This is a genomic window from Bradyrhizobium sp. (assembly GCF_004799445.1).
Lineage (GTDB): Bacteria > Pseudomonadota > Alphaproteobacteria > Rhizobiales > Xanthobacteraceae > Bradyrhizobium.
The window spans coordinates 1-4,328 of the sequence record NZ_SSNA01000010.1; the positions used below are offsets into that span (position 1 = coordinate 1).

A 4,328-nucleotide genomic window follows, 5' to 3' on the forward strand; every position below is an offset into this window, starting at 1 on the left:
CTGATCAGAGGCGCGCAACACATGCCACAGTCTCTCGTAGCCGATCCCGGTCTCATTGAAATTGAACGGCCGCCATGCCCCAAATGCCACGGACCGATGACGCTTAAAGGTGTCGTTTCGGAGAAAGACGGTGTCGACATACGCTCCTTTGAATGCGACTTATGCCGTTGCACCGAGAAGGTCACCGTAGAAATACATTAGCCATGCGGCAAGTTTAAAACCGGGCTGCGCGACTGCGATTGGTATGACCGAGTAGATGTGCCATGTCCGAAATTACATACTTCGTGGCGTTGCCGTTTGATTTGGTTGACGGTGGTCTTGCCGCAGGCGAGCCTGCATCCAAGGCCGTTCTTACAGGATGGTCAATAATACTCACCTCCCAATATTTATTGAATTAGGTCCGCTCCGGCTAAGGTTTTCGCCGATACCGTTAGGCGGACCGGAACCAGTCGCGTCGGAGTCTGTTGTGGTCCCACACAATCGTTTTTGGGAGGGATTTATGCACAGATTGGCAACCGTAATACTGTTTCTATCGTCACCGGCATTTGCACAAAACAGCGATGCTCTTCGTGATTGTCCTCCGATAGGACAAACGGGGAAAGGTGAAATGGTCTATTCCCTCGACTGCAAAGCGATTAAGGCCGAAAACGCTGACGCGAACTACAAGCCCAACATGCCATCCACAACTATGAAAGAGACCGTCATTCCAGAATCGGGAGGAAAAGAGAACCCGGCGGATACTTCGACTACCGGCGTGAATAGGTAAGAGTGATGCCGACGCTTTAACGTTGAGCCCGCTTTGCATGACAAGCCCGAGATAGAGCCGGCTCAATTTGGCACTTTTGAGACACGCCGACCGGGTCTGAAGATGTCCGTCTCCGGGGGAAGACCGGAAGTGAGCGGCCGACCGTCAAACGGCGCGAATGACCCAAAGCGGCCAAAATGTCCGACCGCAACCGGCTTCTGCGTGGCTTCACCTATTTCGTTCGGAACAAGCAGGAATGGGAGCACCGACATTAGAAAATGAGGCACGTCGTCGTGCCGTGGGCGAGCAACCGCCCTTTGTCATCGGTGACCCGTCCTTCGGCTGTGCCGATCCGGCGCCCGCGGTTCAAGACCACTCCCTCTGCCTTGATCAGGCCGGTCTCCGGCGTGATGGGGCGCACGAGCGAAATCTTGAACTCGAGAGTGGTTTGGCTAACGCCCTTCTCCAATGTGGATTGGACCGCCAGCCCCATGCAACTATCAAGCAATGTGGCGGTGAAACCGCCGTGCACGGTGCCCGCCGGATTGAGGAGTGCAGCAGTCGGCACAGCGGTGACGACGACGCGCCCGCTCACCGCCTCGGTCACGTCATAGCCCAGGGTCTGGGCTATCATATTAAGAGGCAGCGTCCCGTCGGCAAGCCCCTGAACAAACTCGAGACCTGTCATCTCTTGCCGCCTATCGGCGGTCACGGTCCCATAGTTTTTGCTCGCGATACGGTCTGGCATCGATTTATCCTCTGACTTCATGATTATGCGGATTGAGAACCATTGGTGACCCGAGCATGCGGCGTGCGTCGTCGGCTGTCTGAGTTGCGTTTTGCCTCGACCAATGCGGATGGCGGTCGCCCGTAGACCTGGACAAATGCGGCGGTCATCCGACGGGGGTTTCTAAATCCGGCGCGCTCGGCAATCACCGAGATGGGCAGGTCCGTGTCGTCGAGGAGGCGCTTGGCGCGCTGGATGCGAAGCGATTGAGCCACTTGCGCAGGTGAGGCGTCGAGATGTTCCGCGAACAGCCGCGATAGGTGGCGAGCCCCTATTCCGAGGCGAGCGGCCAATGCAGCGACGCTGTCCTTGTCGAGAGCCCCGGCTTCGATCAGGACCAAAGCGCGCTCGACCGTGGTCCGCGTGCCCTTCCAGGCCGGGCAGAAGGGGGCCGTTTCAGGTCGGCAACGGAAGCACGGCCGGTATCCAGCGCGTTCCGCTGCAGCTGCGCTTGGGTAGAAAAGAACGTTTCGCGCAAGTGGCGTGCGCACTCGGCAGACAGGTCGGCAATAGATACCGGTCGTCTTGACCGCCGCAAACACCACACCGTCCAGGGACGGGTCGCGTCGCTGCAGAGCCGAGTAACTGGTGTCGAAGTCAACCATGCACGTGTGGTACACGGCCCGGCCGTGCTCACGCGAGCGTGCGGCGATGATCAGGTCCGAAAACGGCTGTTATTGGCACTTCTCGGACATGGCGCGATGTCCGAGGTAGGTCCGTTGTGCGCACCATAGCGGACATGATCTGCTGACTTTAGCGGTCCCCAGCAGGCTTTAATTCTCCCTCCGGCATCCCCACATAGCGTTCATGGCCACATGGACAAAGACCTTTACGCGGGAACCGCCGAAGACCAAGGCCCAGCTGCGCGAGATGCTGACCGAGGCCGTCCGCAATACGCAACCCGAGCCGAAGCGACCGCCCAAGGCCAACAAAGATCGCGGCTAAGGGCGGCCTACCTCATATCCGAGTGCAAGAACCTCGGCTGGCCGACTTCTCCCCGAGGTCCCACCCAGCCGGGAGTTCCGACACAAGCGGCCTCGGCACGCAGTCCGCGCCGCGGCCGTTTCTGTGCGCAAATCTGGACACACGCAAAAGCCGCCAAGGTTCCCCTCGACGGCTCGCCGTTGCGTTGCGTTTGCGTGGAGGTGTGCTGCGTCGAGCGGTGCTCGAACGTAGCCGTACCTGCCTTGCCATGGGACGCACGGCCTCAATGAGGCGTCCGGTGCGTTGCCAATGTGTCGGGCCAACGATCCCCGATAGTGTAAAGTGTGTCACCAGCGATGGTGCTGTTCAAGCCAGCGCTGCTGACCTAACGATGAAATGGATGCTGGCGGAAGTCGTCAAGGCGCTGATCGTCGCCAACGCCTTTCTCGAAACCGAACTGGAAACACTGCGGGCTGCGGTCTCGATGGGTTATGCGCGCGGAAAGCTGTTCGAGGAGGCCAAGACGCTGCCGCGTGATCGGAAGGATTGGTACGACTAAGGGAGCTGCCAGATGATGAAGCAGCCGACCGAAGATGACTTCACAGTGGTGGAGGTTTTAGAGAGCGGCGTAACAGTTTTGTTCGAACCGACGCAGAGCTTTTATACTTTCTATCGCCTTGCCGATCCCGACGACATAAAACGGTTTGGTCCCGTGTCACCGGAGCCGGACAATATTCGCCATGCCGGACCGTCTGCCGACACCGGTGAGTACCAATCAGATGAAGTTCAAGGGATGGCACATTCGTTGGCCTCAGATGCAGTGAAGGCGAAGTAGGCAGCGCGCCGGATGCGCTTTAAGAGCTGAGTTGCGATTTTTCGCCCGTCGGGTGTAAGGTGATATCCCATGTGGGATGCCGCCAGCGTTGCACTCCTCAAAAAACTCTGGGCCAGCGGCCACAGCGCCGCGCAGATCGCCACTCGACTAGGGCACAGCCGCAACGCGGTGTGCGCCAAGTTGCTGCGCATGGGCTTGAAGCGCGGCCACAAGCCGCCCACCGCCAAACCCAAGATCGTGTCGGTGCCGAAGCGAAAGCCAGTGCTGTTCGCCCGGTTCATAAGGTTGTGTCTACGCGCAAGCCAGTAGTGAGGCAGCCTAAGGAACTCACCAAGTCACAGTTGAATGCGATGCTGGCTGAGGCCGCCGCTAACACGGCGCGACTGCTTCGATGATGCCTTGCCTGGGAGGAGCAACAACATGACCCCACACATCCCCGAGGAATTTTCCACCAGGTTGATCGACTGGAGTCCCTTCGTGATCATGGGCAACACGGTGCCGCCCCGAGATCATCCTGATGAAGACGAAGAGGACGAGGACGACGAGGACCGCGCCGACGAACCGCCGGTCGTGCGCGAGCCGGACGAAGACTAGAGTATGATGGTTTTTAGGATTGAGCATAGCCAGTGGCGCATTCGGTGGGCGTAAATGCTCGGAGGATTTCGCCGATCGTAACGTAGATGGTTTCAGACGAGCGCGCGGCGGCCTTGCGCGATAAGTGCTTGAACTTGGCGAAGACCTGTCGATCGGATTCAGGCCCGGCGAGTGAACGGACGTCGCAGTCGCGACAGTTGATGTCTGCGTTTGGCGCAAAGCAGCCGTTCATACGCAAACAGCGTAGAGAGCTTATCAGTTCGGAAGCAGGCTCCGGGAGGGGGCGCTCAACCCTTCTTATTGATTTGTTGTCCTAGGATAGTTGTGGCGTTGGGATGATGACCTCGTCGCCTGGCTCGAGATTAGCCATCATGGCATTATAGAGGACTTGCTTCGCGCCGGTTGAAACCGTGATCTCGTCTTGAGCGAACTCAAGGCCGTTG

At 58.5% G+C, this 4,328-nt stretch carries 7 protein-coding genes and 2 pseudogenes; 5 read left to right on the plus strand and 4 right to left on the minus strand.

Annotated features, from left to right (window positions below; translation table 11 throughout):
• Positions 1–1,016: 1,016 nt before the first annotated feature.
• A complete protein-coding gene (locus tag E8A46_RS00420; RefSeq protein WP_291556035.1) occupies positions 1,017–1,493 on the minus strand; it encodes a hotdog fold thioesterase in 477 nt (158 codons plus the stop codon).
• A 23-nt stretch (positions 1,494–1,516) separates the two neighbouring features.
• The gene (locus tag E8A46_RS00425; protein WP_291556037.1) at positions 1,517–2,137 is read right to left on the minus strand and encodes an Ada metal-binding domain-containing protein; all 621 of its coding nucleotides are present in this window, start codon (positions 2,135–2,137) and stop codon (positions 1,517–1,519) included.
• Between the two features lie 202 nt (positions 2,138–2,339).
• Between E8A46_RS00425 and E8A46_RS00430 the strand changes: the two genes are divergently transcribed.
• The 5 genes from E8A46_RS00430 (at position 2,340) to E8A46_RS00450 (ending at position 3,885) form a co-directional block, all read left to right on the plus strand.
• Positions 2,340–2,477 carry a hypothetical protein gene (locus tag E8A46_RS00430; protein ID WP_291556039.1) on the plus strand — a complete coding sequence of 46 codons (138 nt, stop codon included), beginning with the start codon at positions 2,340–2,342 and terminating at the stop codon, positions 2,475–2,477.
• Between the two features lie 370 nt (positions 2,478–2,847).
• Complete coding sequence (locus E8A46_RS00435) at positions 2,848–3,015, plus strand: hypothetical protein (protein WP_291556041.1); 168 nt, start codon at positions 2,848–2,850, stop codon at positions 3,013–3,015.
• A gap of 12 nt (positions 3,016–3,027) precedes the next feature.
• Complete coding sequence (locus E8A46_RS00440; protein WP_291556043.1) at positions 3,028–3,291, plus strand: hypothetical protein; 264 nt, start codon at positions 3,028–3,030, stop codon at positions 3,289–3,291.
• A 69-nt stretch (positions 3,292–3,360) separates the two neighbouring features.
• A complete protein-coding gene (locus E8A46_RS00445) occupies positions 3,361–3,600 on the plus strand; it encodes a GcrA family cell cycle regulator (RefSeq protein ID WP_291556045.1) in 240 nt (79 codons plus the stop codon).
• A gap of 111 nt (positions 3,601–3,711) precedes the next feature.
• Positions 3,712–3,885, plus strand: coding sequence for a hypothetical protein (locus E8A46_RS00450; RefSeq protein ID WP_291556047.1), 174 nt, complete (start codon positions 3,712–3,714; stop codon positions 3,883–3,885).
• 13 nt (positions 3,886–3,898) lie between these two features.
• Here E8A46_RS00450 and E8A46_RS00455 read toward each other — a convergent pair.
• Positions 3,899–4,059: pseudogene (locus E8A46_RS00455) on the minus strand (IS630 family transposase); the annotation flags it as partial.
• Between the two features lie 151 nt (positions 4,060–4,210).
• A pseudogene (locus tag E8A46_RS00460) lies at positions 4,211–4,328 on the minus strand (aminotransferase class I/II-fold pyridoxal phosphate-dependent enzyme); the annotation flags it as partial.